The sequence below is a fragment of the Psychrobacter halotolerans genome, from assembly GCF_039680845.1.
In the GTDB taxonomy this organism is placed as follows: Bacteria; Pseudomonadota; Gammaproteobacteria; order Pseudomonadales; family Moraxellaceae; genus Psychrobacter.
Window position 1 is genome coordinate 1 of record NZ_JBDKWD010000006.1, and the last position, 14,135, is coordinate 14,135.

Genomic DNA, 14,135 nt, shown 5'->3' on the forward strand with positions numbered 1-14,135 from the left:
CAGACTCAATCTGTAATACTAAAGCAGCTCCTCTCCGACTGGGACGCATTATACGCAGGTTTGATGCTGGGTCAAGGAGTTATTTTACTCATTTGCAACATTGCTTTGAGTAGTTTTGAATTTTTTAGATATTTCAATAAGTTATATACTCAGCAGCTATAAATTTATTTGTATCATTGCAAGATACTGGAAATCCCTTCAACTAAACGGCTCTTATCTCCCTTCTATTCTTATCTCCCTTCTATATAGTAGGCTCTCTTTATGCTCGTTTTATTTATAGCCCTTTGTACCTTTTTTCGACTTAGTACTTGTTCGACTTATAACTTACCTATCTCTTTAAAGAACGCTTTATAAGCCGCGACTTTCTTATCTAGAGATAAAGGATAAGCGCGTGAGGTAGAAGGCAATCGATATAACGTTAAGTCGTTAACCGTATTATTTTGATGAGCGTCTAGGTTTTGCCATTGATAAGGATACGCCATACTTTGGTTGGTTTTGGGGTGTTTTGACTTAGCGGGCGGCGTCTCAAGCAAACTGAGCAGCACTTCTGTCGCTTTGCCACCAGTAGTAAATAAGGTTTTAACCTCTGGTACTTGCGGCAAAATATTGTCCAAATCAACGCGTGTTACCACGGTTAGGTTTTTGTCAGACGCGTTACCTGTCTCTCGGATAGCTTGCTTGACTGTGGGACAAGAAGCGATGCCACGCTCAAACATAAAGTCGCGAATACGCTTGGGATCAAAGCGTTTTTCATCCCCGACTCTAAAATAGTCGGCGTCGTCAAAAAACACGCGTCCATAAATGCGCCACATATCATTATAAAAGTTTGGGTAATGAAATTGCATTGCCCATTTGTCGGCAGTCGGTGGAAACGTCCCCATCATCATTACAGTGGCATTTGGGGGCAACACAGGGGCAAAGGGATGGGTTTCTATCTGTGAGGCTCGGTCTGCTACTTGCGGTTCGGATAATTTTATCTGCTTATCCGTTTGATTGAGATTGTTTTGGGTATTGGTTGGTTTTGTAGTCATGATATTCTTCATCAGAAAAGTGGTTTTTTTGTTATCATAGCAGGCCTAAACACTGCTTCACTTGTCATGGACTTCTATCGTCGGTTTAAACGGACCATAGACGTAAAACGCGCGCGCACCACTTTGATAGTGTTTATTGCTATTAAGAAGGTGGCATGATTACTTTCATTAACACTGAAAACGTTATAAAAGCGTCACACGTCTTTTATTTGTCTGTCTATAATGACAGTCACAAGCGTGCGTGCCTACTAAACACGGCCTAGTATTTAAACACGGTATAATTTTAATAGCATAGTGCCTTATGACTGGCATTAAGTGAAAGTGTGGTAAGTGTTTGTATCTTTTATACTAACGGCAAACGCAGTGACTGCGCATGCATCAGACCAAATCAAGAGAGTTCTTATGAGTGACCTAAATAGCGGTTTAAAAATTACGGTAATCGATCATCCACTAGTCCGTCATAAACTCAGCCTAATGCGCGAAAAAGACTGTAGTACTTACAAATTTCGGACGCTAACCAAAGAGCTTGCACGCTTGATGGCATATGAGGCGAGCCGTGATTTTGAAATCGAAACGTTCCCGATGCAAGGCTGGTGTGGTGAAATTACCGGTGAGCAAATCATTGGTAAAACCGCAACGATTGTACCTATTTTACGTGCGGGTATTGGCATGCTAGACGGGGTGCTCGACCTAATCCCTACTGCAAAAATCTCTGTTGTGGGTTTACAACGTGACGAAGAAACCTTGCAGCCAGTGCCTTTCTTTGAAAAGTTCGTGAGCCACATGGACAAACGTCCCGCGCTTATCATTGATCCTATGCTTGCCACGGGCGGCTCAATGGTTGCGACCATCGAGATGTTAAAGAAAAATGGCTGTACCAATATTAAAGCGTTGGTGTTGGTTGCTGCGCCTGAAGGCGTTCGTTTGGTTAATGAAGCGCATCCTGACGTGACTATTTATACTGCTGCATTAGACAGTCATTTGGATGAGCATGGCTATATCATTCCAGGTCTGGGTGATGCGGGTGATAAAATCTTTGGTAAGCAATTGGCCAATAAATAACGGTTCATCTCGCCACTGTTGATCGACGTTAATTAACACTGACTGATGCTGATTAACACTGATGGGCATAAAGTAAAAAACAATCCAACGACTTACGCAGCAAAAAGGGAACAAAGCATGACCGTTTTTATCTCTCAAGTTCAGATCGATGACGAGTCTGCGTTCCTCAGCGCCGTGTCACAAAGCCGTGACCTGTTCGAAGATTGGGTTGATCCACCCTGTACTCCAGAAGGGTTTGCCGCCCATTTAGCAAATTACTCAGCGGACAATAGCTTTAGCTATCTGGCCCGTAACGAGCAGAACGAGCTTATCGGTTGTATTAATATCAGTAACATCGTGCGCGGCGCTTTTCGATCAGCGTTTCTCGGGTATTATGCTTTTGCACCTCACAGCGGTAAGGGTCTGATGAAACAGGCTTTAAAGCTGGTGGTCTCCGAGGCATTCGGTCACCATCAATTGCATCGACTAGAAGCCAACATTCAGCCCGACAACCTCAACTCGGTCGCACTGGTCAAATCATTAGGCTTTAGACTCGAGGGGCACTCCTTCCGCTACCTCAAAATCGCTGGGCAATGGAGAGACCATGATCGTTATGCCATTACCGTTGAGGAGTGGTAGCGCGCCAGAGGTTTGTGACTTACCTTTGATTTATTCATACAGTAGGTTTGCCATGCTTTCTGAGCCTTTTTCTTACAGTTCCACAGTGTTAGAGCCATAGCGATTACGCTAAGATCATTGTCTTAGCATTGATGACAAAGCCCATAGCAATAAACATAAGGAGAGACAATGAACATATTAATTACAGGTGCCAGTGCCGGTTTTGGCAAAGCGTTGACTGAGCGATTGGTGGCCAAAGGTCATCGCGTGATTGGTTGTGCCAGACGTGTAGAAAAACTCAATGCGTTGGCTGATGCGCTGGGCGATGCATTTTTGCCCGTGGTCATGGATGTGAGTGACACCGCCTCTATTCCACAGATCATTGCCGACTTGCCCGATGGTTTTAACCAAATCGATGTGTTGGTCAACAATGCAGGGCTGGCACTGGGTACAGGACCTGCACATGAGGCCAGTCTTGATGATTGGATGCGCATGACTGATACCAATGTTAAAGGATTAATGGCGTTGACTCATGCCGTCTTGCCAGCCATGGTGGCGCGTGATAGCGGTTATATTATTAATATTGGCTCGGTGGCGGGCAATTGGCCGTATTACGGTGGCAATGTTTATGGGGCGACCAAAGCCTTTGTTAAGCAGTTTAGCTTAAATTTGCGCGCGGATCTGATTGGCACCCAAGTGCGCGTGACCAATCTTGAGCCGGGTGTGATTGCGGGTACGGAGTTTTCAAACGTGCGCTATCATGGCGATGATGACAAAGCAGCCAAAGTGTACGATGGTTTTAAAACTATGACGGGCGATGATATTGGCGATATTTTGTTATGGCTGATTGAATCACCTGCGCATGTCAACGTCAATCGTTTGGAAGTGATGCCAGTGGCGCAAACCTATAATGGTTTGACGGTTGCTAAGCGAGAGTCGTAGTCTATAATCAGTTAAAAATAAAAAAGGGGACGCAAACAAGCCTGCTGCTGGGCTGGTTGTTCTCGCTTGCTGTATCTTTGTAGATAGAGGTTTCGAACCATTCAGCCCAGCACCCTTTTAGTCTTTTTAAATCGAATCGGCTATATCATTCTAGCTCATCAACGTAATTCATAAGACCGAAGCAACGTAGCCTTGTCTATGTTGCTTTCTTCTAAACGTCCTATCTCTTGCTCATTGACCAAGCGCAAATCCTGAAAATCTAAAATCAATACTTCATTACGCAAGCGCTCACTAGTACGTTTGTTGTGACGTATTGGAAATCCTAATACTTTTTTGCCAGTGATTTTTATTTGATTGACAATCATTTTTGTATGATCGCTTGCCCCTTGTCCCGCCAGGTTTTGTGCATTGATTATCACGGTAGCAGGATTGACGGTGGTGGTTAACAACTTGGTCTGCCGCACGCTTTTTGGCAAATTGTCTGCGAAAAACAATGTCTGCTCTAGCGGCAAATACTGGGCGTGACGCGTCAGCTCTTGGCGAAACAACGCAGGCATTTCTTCATTAAAGCTGTCTTCTGTTTGCTGATAAAACGCCGTGAATTGTCGGTGAAGATAACGTCCAAATACCGTGCTGTTGATCCAGTCTTGATAAGTATCGTTGGCTAATAATTGCTTGGTAAACGACGCAGCATCTGGTGTGGTAGCATCTGTCAGCAGCGCCAGCAAAAACGTGTGTGGATTGGTAAATGTCTGCTGCTGCCACACTTGCGGATATAGGCTACTATCAAGTAGTGGCAACGTTGCTTTATTCATGTATTAACCTCTTTTGTCAGTAGCAAACAGATAACTTCAAACATCGTAGACATTTTTTCTGCCCGATAAATTTTATGCTATGGTTGTTTTAATGTATTCATTTTAATCGTGTTAATTTTGCTCGTATTAATATAGCAGTCTTTTATAATCCTGTGTTATTCAAGCTTATGTTATAAAACCAAAATAATTCTTAACTGACTGTGCCCCTCTATGAAAAAAAACAAATTTCCTCTAGCAACTCGTTATCAATTAAAAACCATCAATGTCACTTTGGCTGATGGCACATTATTACCTGTCTCTGTCATTGGTAGCGGTCAACCCGTCATGATGCTACATGCCTATGGGATGGATGCGCGGGAGTTTTTGCCATTTATATTACCGCTGACTGGTCAATATCAATTTTATTTACCGCACTTTAGAGGGTTTGGCGCCGCAAAAGCCATTGAGCTGACGCAGTTTGATTTTGTGGATCAGTATGCTGATGATATCGATAAGGTGATTAAGCAAATTTGCCTGATACGTCAGACTGAATCAATACCTGTCGCAGCAATATCAATGGGAGCGCTCGTTATGTGGTCTTACTTTGAGCGTTTTGGCGTATCTCGCGTTAGCCGCTATTTGAATATAGATCAAAGCCCTGTCATTCATAATCAAGCAGATTGGCAAGGCGGGTTGTTTGGGGCTCGGCAACAAGAGTTGTTTGAGGTTTTTCAAGAGATTATCGACCAGACATTACCGTATGCGCACGTTGAGCATTTTACGCACTTGCCCTTTGCTCTCAAACGTCAAGTAACGGATGTGGAACGCATGTTCTCTTTATTATCGGTAAACCGTGAGCATGCAAAGACGCTCGTGCAATTATCAACCCATCAAAGTGATCATAAGCTGGCGTTTTATAATCACGGTACTTGGCAGCATAAAATGCTTTGCCTACAAGCGTATTTGGCTATCCCTTATGACTTTCGAGACACTCTCACGCGTGTGACCATTCCGGTGGTCAGCCTGATTGGTGGACGCTCAGAACTGTATGATCCCAAGTGGCAGCAAAAAATCACGCAAATGCTACCCAATGCTTGCGACATCATATTGCCCCGCTCAGGTCATGCGGTACCGCTAGATGAGCCGCTTCAATTTTATAAGCGTCTAAAAGAATTTCTACAATACTCACTATGATTTTACACAACCACTTTATAATTGCCACTATAACTTTACAACCCGTCATAGCAATTGATTAAGACGAATTTTATACTAATAATCGATACTGCGACCTAGCCAGCATCACTTATCAGCAATAAAAATAAAATAAATTCAAAAGGATAAAATCATGCCTTATGTTACCGTTGCAACCCAAGACAATGAACCCGTCGATATCTACTATGAAGTCCAAGGAAGCGGCAAACCTGTGGTACTTATTCATGGCTGGCCACTCAGTGGACGCGCTTGGGAGAGACAGCTGCCTGCGCTGGTAGAAGCGGGCTATCAAGTCATCACCTATGACAGACGCGGTTTTGGCCAATCCTCTAAACCATGGGACGGCTATGACTACGATACATTGGCTCAAGATCTAAAAGCCTTGATGGACGAGCTTGATTTAAACGATGCCACCATCGTTGGCTTTTCTATGGGCGGCGGTGAAGTCGCACGCTATTTGGGTAAATACGGCTCACAGCGTGTGAGCAAAGCTGTCCTTGCATCTGCCGTTCCGCCTTATCTATATAAAGCCGATGACAATCCAGATGGTGGTCTTGAAGATTCAGACATTCAAGAGTTTTTGGATGGTGTGCGCGAGGATCGAATTGCATTCTTAAATGACTTTACTAAGAACTTCTTTACGCCAAAAGACGGTAAGCTCTTGGTTAGCAAACCTATGCGCTTATACAATCGTGATATCGCCGCATTTGCCTCGCCCAAAGCCACTTATGATTGTGTAAAATCCTTTGGCTATACTGATTTCCGCGAAGATTTAAAAACGTTTGATGTACCGACGTTAGTGATACACGGTGATTCCGATCAAGTCGTCCCCTTTGAAGCCAGTGGTCAGCGCTCTCATACGATGATTGCAAACAGCCAGCTCCACATCGTAGAAGGTGGCCCGCACGGTATCAATGTCACGCATAAAGACGAGTTCAACGATGTGTTGATTGCGTTTTTGGATAGCTAAATTTTTTTATAGCTAATTGCCATTTTTAAATATAAAAAAAGCGACTCAAAAAGTCGCTTTTTATTTGCTATATCGATTATTCATGAACAACTCGTCGTGAATTTACTCTAAAGCCGATATAGTGCTGCTGGAGTAAATTTTTTGTAGCCTCTGTCACGCTTGCGAACAGCAAGCTAGAAAATTTTACCCCAGCAGTACGTAACTACAAACCTGTCGTTTTTACACTGAACGGGTTACAAAACTAGTCAGCTAATCCCTTAATCAGCTCAAATCGTGGTACTTCTTGACCGTCAACCGTGACTGTTTCGGTAAACATACTCAAAGGGCGTACCCATACACCGTACTCGCCGTAGAGGCAACGATACACAACCAGCGACTCTTCGGTTTCTGAATGGGTTGCCGTGTGCAGCACTTGATATAAGCTGCCTTTATAGTGGCGGTAGATGCCTTGAGGTATAGTTTTTTGGTTTTGATGTGGCATAAGAGTCTTATTTGGTTTAATTGTGAATGTTAGTAAATTTTATTGAGCTTATTTGTCAGCTCAATTTTTACTTGTGGCCATTCAGATTTTAATAAACTATACATAACGGTGCTAGAAATAACGCCATCACGCCGAACTCGATTGCCGCGAATGACGCCATCTTTTTTTGCACCCAAACGCTCAATCGCTTTTTGTGAACAATGGTTATCAATGTCTGTGCGCCAGCCTACCGTTTGATATTCTAAGGTTTCAAATATATAGGTAAGCAGCATAAGCTTACAGGTCGTATTGACATGCGTTTGCCAATACGATTTGGCGTACCATGTATAGCCAATCTCTAAGCATTTTGTGAGCGGTAAAATATCATGAAAGCTTGTCGAACCGATCGCTTTACCAGTACGCTCATCAATGACGACAAAAGCTTGTCTGTCAGCCATTGAGTCAGCGGTATTGATATAATCGATGACCTGATTTGGCTCAGGTACAGACGTCACATGTATTTTCCATAGCTCACCATCTTGGCAAGCTTCGACTAAATCACTTGCATACGTTAAATTCAGTGGCTTAAGAATGATACCGTTACTTGATAATACGGGAATGTCTAGCATGTATCTGTCCTTAAACCATCGTTATTTCGAATACAATTTTGCCTAACTGGCTATATGAATCAACCCACCGTCACTTTTGCATAGGCCTTTTTACCAGCTTGGATGACGACCGTCTGACCTGAGGTTAAGCTAAAGCCAGCATTGACCTCTTCGCCGTCAACTTTTACCGCATTGCGTTTTAGCATATCTTTTGCCGCTGCACTGTTCTTGGCCAAACCAGCTTGGTTTAATATCTGCGTGATAAATAAGGCCTCTTGACCATCCTCAAGCATTAACGTCACTTCTGGCAAATCAACAGGCAGCTCGCCATCGGCAAGTACGTTGCCCGCTGATTTATGCGCATTGGCAGCGGCATCAGCATCGTGGAAACGTTCAATTAATTCTTCAGCCAAAATACGTTTGATTTCTTGCGGATTACGCCCGCCTTCCATCTCACTCATCAGTGCTTCGACTTCTTCCATTGGTTTGAAGCTCAAAAATTCAAAATAGCGACGAATTAAAGTATCTGGCATGGACAGGATTTTTTGGTACATGGTGCCTGGTGCATCGTAGATGGCGACATAGTTGCCCAATGATTTGGACATTTTATTGACGCCATCCAACCCTTCTAGGATTGGCACCGTGATACAAACTTGCGACTCTTGACCGTAGCGACCTTGCAAGGTGCGCCCCATCAATAAGTTAAAGGTTTGATCCGTACCGCCAAGCTCGACATCGGCTTTGAGCGCGATAGAATCATAGCCTTGCACCAAGGGGTAAAGAAACTCATGGATAGAAATCGGCGTTTGTGACGCGTAGCGTTTAGAGAAGTCATCACGCTCTAGCATACGCGAGACGGTTTGCTGGCTGGCAAGCTGAATCATATCCGCCGCCGTCATGTCGTTGAACCATTCGGAGTTAAAGACCACGCGGGTTTTTTCTTTATCCAAAATTTTAAAGACTTGCTCAGCATAAGTTGCGGCGTTGGCTTTGATTTGCTCATCGGTCAACGGCGGACGCGTGCTGTTCTTACCAGATGGATCGCCAATCTTGGCCGTGTAATCACCAATTAAAAAATAAATCTCATGACCCAAATCTTGAAAATGCTTGAGCTTATTGATCAAAACGGTATGACCCAAATGCAAATCAGGCGCCGTGGGATCAAAGCCTGCCTTAATACGCAAGGGACGGTTCAGTTTGAGCTTGGCGACTAAATCCTCTTCTGATAGGATTTCTTGCGTGCCGCGCTGAATCAAGGCTAGCTGCTCTTCTAGGGTGTAAGTTTGAGTGGTCATGAAGGTCTCTTTATTGTCTTTATCGAATGGTGAAAGTGCTTGGACTATTTAAAATATCGCAGCCGTCAAAAAATGTTAGAATTTGGCAGATATACTAGCGTTTTTTAAGGTAAATTGCCATGACCAACCCCGCATCGTTTGCTGATACCTCTCATCATATTCATACAGATTTAAGTTTGGACACTGGTGTCACGACTCATTCCGACCATCATTCAGATACGCCCTCACATAATAATGACGACTCACATAATAATGACGACTCACATAATAATGACGACTTAAATTATGCCACCTTAACCGAAGCGCTTGAGCAAACGGTGTTTGAAAATTTTGATGATGGTTTATATATCGGCATGATGTCAGGGACCAGCCTAGATGGTATGGATGCGGTTGTTTGCCAGTTTAGCGAAAATACGAGCGATGATAGCGAGACGCCGCAACCAATGCGATTACTGTCCACTTATAGCCAAGATTTTCCGCCACGACTGCGTGAGGTATTATTGGCGCTCTGCCAACCTAACGGCGTCAATCAATTGGTAGCAAAAGCGGATGAGCCAAATAGCGAGCTGGATTGGTTTGGCTGGGCAAGTCGTGAGTATGGCGAATTTGCCAGCGACGTGGTCAATACCTTATTGCAACAAGCCAATATAGACGCAGAAGCAGTGTTGGCGATTGGCTGTCATGGACAAACCGTGCGTCATCGTCCAAAAATGGGTTTTAGTTTGCAACTGGTTGATGCCAATATTATCGCTGAGCGTACTGGTGTCAGTGTCGTCAGTGACTTTCGCCGCCGCGATATGGCAGTCGGAGGCCAAGGTGCGCCTTTGGTTCCCGCCTTTCACCAAGCGCTTTTTGGCGCATCCGATAACACGTGCGTGTTATTAAATTTGGGCGGGATTGCTAATATAACCGTCTTGCCAGCCGTATCTGATCGCGCAATCAACGAAAAAGATAACGTTGTTGGCTATGACACAGGCCCTGCCAATCTGTTACTAGACGCATGGACAGCGCTGCATACCGATAAAGACTATGATGCGAGCGGTGCCTGGGCGCAGTCAGGTCAAGTCGTCGAGCTGCTACTTCAGCAACTGTTAGGACATCCATTTTTTGCTAAGCCATATCCTAAAAGCACGGGACGTGAAGACTTCAATCTAGAATGGCTACAAGATGAGCTGGAAAAGTTCGATCAAACGTCGGTTTATACTCGCTATTCATCGGCCGACGTGCAGGCCACTTTGACCGAGCTGACGGCGATCAGTGCCAGCACCCAAATCAAAAACTTCTTAAATGAGGAACACGGCGGCACTATTTATGTTTGCGGTGGTGGGGCGCTCAACGATTATCTGATTCAGCGTCTACAAGCGAACCTGCCTCATTGTAAAGTCGAGACCACCGCACGCTTAGGACTTGATCCAACGTGGGTAGAAGCCGTTGCTTTTGCGTGGTTATCAAGACAAACATTGATGGGAGAAGCGGGTAATTTACCCGCTGTGACGGGCGCCAGTAAAGGGGTGGTGCTGGGTCAAGTTTGTTTTGCCTAAGACAATAAAAAAGCTAGAGATAAGGTATTCTCTAGCTTTTTTAATTAGCTTATTCTTAAATTTAGTTGTTTAATCTTATACTTTTTAGAGTATACAGCATGGGTCAAATCTATTGACAATAAATCTTCTAAAAATGATGGTGTGATGCGTAAGTCATCGCATATTTTTTCAACGTACACCTTTTCTTTCTCGGCTAAATAAGTAAAGCAGCTATCGAGTAATTCAGGTTCCTCCAATTCTATAAATTTATCTTCAATCTCCTGTTTAGACTCACCTTTGTTTTTTAGAGATATGACTCCAGTACGATATTGACTCTCATTCAACAAAGAAAGCTGCTTTGCTCGATATAGAATCGCTGCTTTGCTCACCTTAAAATGCTTCTTAAACTCAGACATATTCTCCCAGTTAAATCTACTACCATTAAATATATTAGGAAAATATTTAATCATTATAGGTCTAGGGAGTAAAAATGCGCCCGCAAAATGATTAGCTTGGCTCTCTGTTTTTCTGCACCCAGTAACTATACCATCGTGAAATAGTAAATGTGCTAGCTCATGAGCTAAATCAAACCTTAAGCGACAAGCACTCTGCTTAGAAGAACTTCTAACTATAATAGGACGTTTGAGCGTAACTGATAACGCATCTATGTCTGAATTCTCACCATGCCGATCATAAGATATAACTACAATACCTAAATTTTCACATAAACGAGTCATATTGCTAATAGGACCAAGTCCCAAATCCCAGTTTTCTCTACAGTGTTCTGCTATTCTTTCTATATCAAGAGCGTTATCTATATTGAAATCGTCTAATCTAGGTAGTTCAAAAACAGGTAGAGTAACTTTCCCATCTAACTTATTTTCAATATTTGTCAATAATCTATCAATATACTCAGCCGTAGATATAAGTGCCTGCTTATCAATCTCCTTTGAACGTTGAAGTTTTCTAAAATGTACTTGGTCTTCTTGAACAGTGGATTTTTCTTGAGAAAAAAACTCAGTTCTAACCTTATATATTTCTGATATTTTTTCTAGCATTTCATGATCTGGACTACTTTGCTTTGTTTCAAACTTATGCAAATATTGTCTAGAAATTCCAAGTTGATCAGCTACATCCTGTAGAGACATTCTATAAAAATATCGAACTAGCTTTAGTTCGATATTATTTATTGAGTTAAACATAATCTTTCCTTACAAAAACCTATAAGGGAACGATGACTTATTCATTACTAGCATTATCAATATTAGAGTCAGTAGAAATAATATCTTGTCTGAGTACATCGCTTCCACTTTTCAAGAGTTTAGCCTTAGGCAAATCTTTCGACTTCTCATCAAAACTATCCGAATTCAAAGTAATCTTATTCTGAACATTGTCAGATGACCATTCTAGTATCAAGTTCCACGTTTCATCTACGATCTGCAATCTAACATATGGCATACCGTCAGTACTTGTTTCAATAAAAAAGAAACCGAACAATAGTTTTTTAACGAACTTTACTTCATCAAATAAATTATAATTATAAGAAGGTTTTTCAGAGATACCAAAAAGATTATAAATATCAGTATTACTCTTCTTTCTTCGATGTTCAGAAGGAGTATGGTTCAAAAACCTTAAATACAGTATCGAACCAGTAGGTTGTAAGATAGCTTTACCATTACAACTTAAATTTTCTACTAATTTACTATTATTAGCATAACCTTTTAATGCATTAAGAGATTTACGATAAAGACTAGAAAAGAAAGTATAGTTATCATCGTATTCTGTCGTTGTAGATAACTCATTTTGCTCATATACATCAAGCAATATATCTTTTATATCATCGCGAATTTCATCTGATATTAGATCACCCAACTTTAAATCTTTATTCATTCACCACCTCTAAAACGTTCCAATTTTGTATTATGTCAACTATTTTAAAGCTTATTACTAAATATGTAAACTAAATAGATTGCGGTTTTACAACTTTATTTTGTCGAACTCCCTAGTTGAATTTAAGTTTACACGCGTAAACTAATGTGTTTTATAATGGTTGTCAAAATATGGGGAAAACGCTATCAATAATATACCGTTATCACCTTATAAATTAGGAACACCTCATCCTCTTGGGACCTTAAGTATAGGATATATCGCATGAGCCAACATAGCAGTTCACCTACCTTGCAAGCTGCAAACCAAAATGCCGCTGCAACAGAGAAAAAAACGCGTCATAAGCCGCCACATTACGAGCGCTCTGATGATATGCGCGTCGTCGTCACAGGTATGGGAGCGATTACGCCGCTTGGTTTAGACGTTGATAGTTCATGGACAAGCCTACTTAATGGCGACAGCGGCATCTCGACTATTACCCATTTTGATGCAGAGAACTACCGCGCCCAAATTGCAGGGGTTGTCAAAGACTTTGATGCCAAACAATACATGAATGCCAAAGACGCACGCCGCTATGATGACTTTATCCATTATGGTATCGCAGCGTCTACCATGGCCTTAAAAAACGCCGGCTTTATCGATGAAGTAAGCGCGGCTGACAGCCCTGTGAAAGACGTTGATCAAGAGCGTTTTGGCATTATCTTGGGATCAGGTATTGGTGGTATTCAAACCATTGAAAACAGTCGCGATATGCTGCGCGAAAAAGGCGCGACCAAAGTATCGCCCTTTATCATTCCAGGCTCTATTGTCAATATGGCAGCCGGATTGGTTGCGATTAAACACAAATTGCAAGGCCCTAATCTGGCGACATCGACCGCTTGTACAACCGCCACCCATGCGATGGGTTTGGCTGCCCGTTTGATTGCGTACGGTGATGCCGATGTGATGCTGGCTGGTGGTAGTGAAAAAGGCTCAAGTCCATTAGGTATGGCAGGCTTTGGGGCTATGCATGCTCTATCAACTCGTAATGACGAGCCAACCAAAGCCTCGCGTCCGTTTGACAAAGACCGCGACGGGTTTGTGCTGGGTGATGGTGCGGGTATGGTGGTATTAGAAAGCCTTGCCCATGCCAAAGCGCGCGGCGCAACGATACTGGCAGAGCTGGTCGGCTTTGGTATGAGTGATGATGCGAGCCACATTACTGCACCGCCAGAAGATGGTAGCGGCGCGGCACGAGCGATGAAAAATGCGTTAAATGATGCGGGCATCGATCCTGCTGCGGTTGGTTATGTCAATGCCCATGGCACCAGCACGCCGGCAGGTGACGTGGCAGAATCTATCGCCATCGAAACCGTATTTGCACCCGTCAAAGACAGCATCTTAGTGAGCTCAACCAAATCGATGACAGGTCATTTATTGGGCGCAGCTGGTGGTATTGAAGCCATCTTTACGGTACTTGCCTTACAACATCAACAAGTACCGCCGACCATCAATCTGGACAACGTTGAAGACAACTGTAACCTCGATTATGTGGCTCATCAATCGCGTGAGGTTGATAACCTTCAATATGCGGTATCCAATAGCTTTGGCTTTGGCGGTACCAACGGTTCATTGATTTTTGCGCGCTGGCCCATCACTCATTAAGGCACTAGGTTGACTCATACCAATCATTATGACGTTGTACGTGTAAATTTGTACTGGTAACCTTAAGTTTATAATATTGTGCTTGTAACTTTATTGTCAGATTGGCTACGTTT

The 14,135-nt window shown here is 43.0% G+C and carries 14 protein-coding genes; 7 read left to right on the forward strand and 7 right to left on the reverse strand.

Going from position 1 to position 14,135, the window contains the following annotated elements; translation table 11 throughout:
* Positions 1-317 precede the first annotated feature (317 nt).
* Positions 318-1,031, reverse strand: a complete 714-nt coding sequence (locus AAJP47_RS11165) for a DNA glycosylase (protein WP_346718003.1) — start codon at positions 1,029-1,031, stop codon at positions 318-320.
* A gap of 402 nt (positions 1,032-1,433) precedes the next feature.
* Here AAJP47_RS11165 and upp point away from each other — a divergent pair, with 402 nt between their 5' ends.
* From upp to AAJP47_RS11180, 3 genes are all read left to right on the forward strand, one after another.
* Positions 1,434-2,093: a uracil phosphoribosyltransferase gene (gene upp / locus AAJP47_RS11170; protein ID WP_346718004.1), complete on the forward strand. Its 660-nt coding sequence runs from the start codon at positions 1,434-1,436 to the stop codon at positions 2,091-2,093.
* Between the two features lie 117 nt (positions 2,094-2,210).
* Complete coding sequence (locus tag AAJP47_RS11175; protein ID WP_346718005.1) at positions 2,211-2,711, forward strand: GNAT family N-acetyltransferase; 501 nt, start codon at positions 2,211-2,213, stop codon at positions 2,709-2,711.
* Positions 2,712-2,879: 168 nt separating this feature from the next.
* A complete protein-coding gene (locus tag AAJP47_RS11180) occupies positions 2,880-3,632 on the forward strand; it encodes an SDR family NAD(P)-dependent oxidoreductase (protein WP_346718006.1) in 753 nt (250 codons plus the stop codon).
* A 158-nt stretch (positions 3,633-3,790) separates the two neighbouring features.
* Here AAJP47_RS11180 and AAJP47_RS11185 read toward each other — a convergent pair whose 3' ends face one another.
* The gene (locus AAJP47_RS11185; RefSeq protein ID WP_346718007.1) at positions 3,791-4,447 is read right to left on the reverse strand and encodes a hypothetical protein; all 657 of its coding nucleotides are present in this window, start codon (positions 4,445-4,447) and stop codon (positions 3,791-3,793) included.
* Positions 4,448-4,657: 210 nt separating this feature from the next.
* Between AAJP47_RS11185 and AAJP47_RS11190 the strand changes: the two genes are divergently transcribed.
* Both AAJP47_RS11190 and AAJP47_RS11195 read left to right on the forward strand, forming a co-directional pair.
* Positions 4,658-5,620, forward strand: coding sequence for an alpha/beta fold hydrolase (locus AAJP47_RS11190; protein WP_346718008.1), 963 nt, complete (start codon positions 4,658-4,660; stop codon positions 5,618-5,620).
* Positions 5,621-5,771: 151 nt separating this feature from the next.
* Positions 5,772-6,608, forward strand: a complete 837-nt coding sequence (locus AAJP47_RS11195; protein ID WP_346718009.1) for an alpha/beta fold hydrolase — start codon at positions 5,772-5,774, stop codon at positions 6,606-6,608.
* Between the two features lie 241 nt (positions 6,609-6,849).
* Here AAJP47_RS11195 and AAJP47_RS11200 read toward each other — a convergent pair whose 3' ends face one another.
* The 3 genes from AAJP47_RS11200 to tyrS are packed head-to-tail and all read right to left on the reverse strand — an operon-like array spanning position 6,850 to position 8,971.
* Positions 6,850-7,089 (reverse strand): DUF1653 domain-containing protein, encoded by a 240-nt coding sequence (locus tag AAJP47_RS11200; RefSeq protein ID WP_346718010.1) that lies wholly within the window; start codon positions 7,087-7,089, stop codon positions 6,850-6,852.
* Positions 7,090-7,118: 29 nt separating this feature from the next.
* Positions 7,119-7,697, reverse strand: coding sequence for a GNAT family N-acetyltransferase (locus AAJP47_RS11205; RefSeq protein ID WP_346718011.1), 579 nt, complete (start codon positions 7,695-7,697; stop codon positions 7,119-7,121).
* Between the two features lie 59 nt (positions 7,698-7,756).
* Positions 7,757-8,971, reverse strand: coding sequence for a tyrosine--tRNA ligase (gene tyrS, locus AAJP47_RS11210; protein WP_346718012.1), 1,215 nt, complete (start codon positions 8,969-8,971; stop codon positions 7,757-7,759).
* Positions 8,972-9,090: 119 nt separating this feature from the next.
* Between tyrS and AAJP47_RS11215 the strand changes: the two genes are divergently transcribed.
* The gene (locus AAJP47_RS11215; RefSeq protein ID WP_346718013.1) at positions 9,091-10,512 is read left to right on the forward strand and encodes an anhydro-N-acetylmuramic acid kinase; all 1,422 of its coding nucleotides are present in this window, start codon (positions 9,091-9,093) and stop codon (positions 10,510-10,512) included.
* Between the two features lie 44 nt (positions 10,513-10,556).
* On the opposite strand, the gene AAJP47_RS11220 is transcribed toward AAJP47_RS11215, so the two are convergent.
* Positions 10,557-11,693, reverse strand: a complete 1,137-nt coding sequence (locus tag AAJP47_RS11220; RefSeq protein WP_346718014.1) for a helix-turn-helix domain-containing protein — start codon at positions 11,691-11,693, stop codon at positions 10,557-10,559.
* 37 nt (positions 11,694-11,730) lie between these two features.
* Positions 11,731-12,381: a hypothetical protein gene (locus tag AAJP47_RS11225; protein WP_346718015.1), complete on the reverse strand. Its 651-nt coding sequence runs from the start codon at positions 12,379-12,381 to the stop codon at positions 11,731-11,733.
* A 369-nt stretch (positions 12,382-12,750) separates the two neighbouring features.
* Between AAJP47_RS11225 and fabF the strand changes: the two genes are divergently transcribed.
* Positions 12,751-14,022 (forward strand): beta-ketoacyl-ACP synthase II, encoded by a 1,272-nt coding sequence (gene fabF, locus AAJP47_RS11230; RefSeq protein ID WP_346718157.1) that lies wholly within the window; start codon positions 12,751-12,753, stop codon positions 14,020-14,022.
* Positions 14,023-14,135 lie beyond the last annotated feature (113 nt).

What these genes read in the sequence shown, in the direction of transcription:
- AAJP47_RS11220 (WP_346718014.1), bottom strand. Translation starts at nt 11,693, where the DNA reads ATGTTTAACTCAATAAATAATATCGAACTAAAGCTAGTTCGATATTTT.
- AAJP47_RS11165 (WP_346718003.1), bottom strand. Translation starts at nt 1,031, where the DNA reads ATGACTACAAAACCAACCAATACCCAAAACAATCTCAATCAAACGGAT.
- upp (WP_346718004.1), top strand. Translation starts at nt 1,434, where the DNA reads ATGAGTGACCTAAATAGCGGTTTAAAAATTACGGTAATCGATCATCCA.
- fabF (WP_346718157.1), top strand. Translation starts at nt 12,751, where the DNA reads ATGCGCGTCGTCGTCACAGGTATGGGAGCGATTACGCCGCTTGGTTTA.
- AAJP47_RS11190 (WP_346718008.1), top strand. Translation starts at nt 4,658, where the DNA reads ATGAAAAAAAACAAATTTCCTCTAGCAACTCGTTATCAATTAAAAACC.
- tyrS (WP_346718012.1), bottom strand. Translation starts at nt 8,971, where the DNA reads ATGACCACTCAAACTTACACCCTAGAAGAGCAGCTAGCCTTGATTCAG.
- AAJP47_RS11185 (WP_346718007.1), bottom strand. Translation starts at nt 4,447, where the DNA reads ATGAATAAAGCAACGTTGCCACTACTTGATAGTAGCCTATATCCGCAA.
- AAJP47_RS11195 (WP_346718009.1), top strand. Translation starts at nt 5,772, where the DNA reads ATGCCTTATGTTACCGTTGCAACCCAAGACAATGAACCCGTCGATATC.
- AAJP47_RS11225 (WP_346718015.1), bottom strand. Translation starts at nt 12,381, where the DNA reads ATGAATAAAGATTTAAAGTTGGGTGATCTAATATCAGATGAAATTCGC.
- AAJP47_RS11215 (WP_346718013.1), top strand. Translation starts at nt 9,091, where the DNA reads ATGACCAACCCCGCATCGTTTGCTGATACCTCTCATCATATTCATACA.
- AAJP47_RS11205 (WP_346718011.1), bottom strand. Translation starts at nt 7,697, where the DNA reads ATGCTAGACATTCCCGTATTATCAAGTAACGGTATCATTCTTAAGCCA.
- AAJP47_RS11200 (WP_346718010.1), bottom strand. Translation starts at nt 7,089, where the DNA reads ATGCCACATCAAAACCAAAAAACTATACCTCAAGGCATCTACCGCCAC.
- AAJP47_RS11175 (WP_346718005.1), top strand. Translation starts at nt 2,211, where the DNA reads ATGACCGTTTTTATCTCTCAAGTTCAGATCGATGACGAGTCTGCGTTC.
- AAJP47_RS11180 (WP_346718006.1), top strand. Translation starts at nt 2,880, where the DNA reads ATGAACATATTAATTACAGGTGCCAGTGCCGGTTTTGGCAAAGCGTTG.